The sequence below is a fragment of the Nodosilinea sp. LEGE 07298 genome, from assembly GCF_015207265.1.
In the GTDB taxonomy this organism is placed as follows: domain Bacteria; phylum Cyanobacteriota; class Cyanobacteriia; order Phormidesmidales; family Phormidesmidaceae; genus Nodosilinea.
This window is the reverse complement of the sequence record NZ_JADEXE010000578.1, coordinates 1-1,343: the sequence shown is the minus strand read 5'-3', so window position 1 is coordinate 1,343 and position 1,343 is coordinate 1. Positions and strand designations below refer to the sequence as shown.

The window sequence follows — 1,343 nt, the reverse complement described above, 5'->3', positions numbered from 1 at the left end:
GAGCAGGGGGCAAGCAGGGGAGAGCTGCTTAGGGATTGCAGGTGCCGCCAGCGGTTTTGATGCGATCGGGGGAAACCTCCAGGGGCAGCAGGCCAAACCAGGCCAGGTTTTGGGTGTAGTAGGCGGTGTCGCTATCCCAAAAGCCGTCGCTGTAAACGGGCTGGAGTTTTTGACTCAAAATTTCGTCGGCGATCGCAGGCTCGTCTACCTGGGTAAGGGCTAGGTAGACCATGGCGTAGTGGGCGGTGGCCTCAAAACTGGCCTCGGCATTGCCATCAAGGGTGAGTCGGGCGGGCAGTCGGTTATTTTGCTGCCAGCGGCGAATCAGTTCGGGGGTGCGAGCTTCCAGGTAACTCTGGGCGCGGGTTTCGCTAAACCAGGCGGCATCTTGAGCAACCCGCCACCAGACCCGAAAGGCATCGAAGCTGTAGCGGCTTTGCAGCGGGTAGTCGAGGGGGAGCTGGCGGTAGGTACCGCTGGTTGGGTTGTAGGCAATCCAGTCGGGGGGCAGACCGGTGGCAGAAAACTCCGACAGGTCATCGAGCATGGCGTAGCCGCTGTCGATCAGGCGGTTCCAGTTGTGGTCGGGGTCTACTTCAGCAAACAAACGAAAGCTGGCGGGGGCAAAGTACGACGGGTTGAGAATTACCTGGTCGGGCTCTAGGCGAAAGGCATCGGCGGGGCCAGGAATTAGCTGCCGGGTGCCGTCGGGCAATTCCACTGTGCCGTGGGTCCAAATATCGGCTAGCAGGGCACGGGCTTCATCGAGGTACTGGGGACATGACCAGCGCTGGGCTGCCAAAATTAGGGCAGTGGCCGCGTCAATGTCGGCATCGGTGGCAAAATTGGCATCCAGCGTGCCCCAGCTGTTGTTTGGGCGCTGACCCCACTTCCAGGCCCAGAGCAGGTCGATCGGTTCGCCCTCTTCATCCAGGCGGGCGAGGTTGCTTTTGGCCCAGCTGTAGGTGCGATCGAAGGTGGCAGGGTCGTTAACGGCGACGGCCCGCAGCATGGCGTAGGCCTGGCCTTCAGAGACGGTGCGATCGCTGTCTTCGCGATCAATCACCCGGCCATCGTCCTGAATGAATCGGCTGCGGTAGGCCTGCCAGCTCTCGATTAGAAGGTCATTTTGGGGACTATCGACGGGTAGCGCCAGGGCCACTTCTTCGCCCGAGTTGAGGCAGGCGCAGGCGGCGGTTTGGCTGGTGCAGCTGGGCGCGGCGGCTACCAGTACCAGCGCCAGGGGCAGGATAGTCAGCAGCATGCGGGTTTGTGTGCGCCGCAGGTTAAAGAGTCGCATCATGGTAGGTCACCGGGGGAGGGTGGGTGAGTGGGTATATGGG

The 1,343-nt window shown here is 61.6% G+C and carries 1 protein-coding gene; it reads right to left on the bottom strand.

The features are described from left to right. Positions 1–28: 28 nt before the first annotated feature. On the bottom strand, positions 29–1,303 hold the full coding sequence (locus tag IQ273_RS33165) for a glycosyl hydrolase family 8 (RefSeq protein WP_228054378.1): 1,275 nt from the start codon (positions 1,301–1,303) through the stop codon (positions 29–31). Positions 1,304–1,343: the final 40 nt, after the last annotated feature.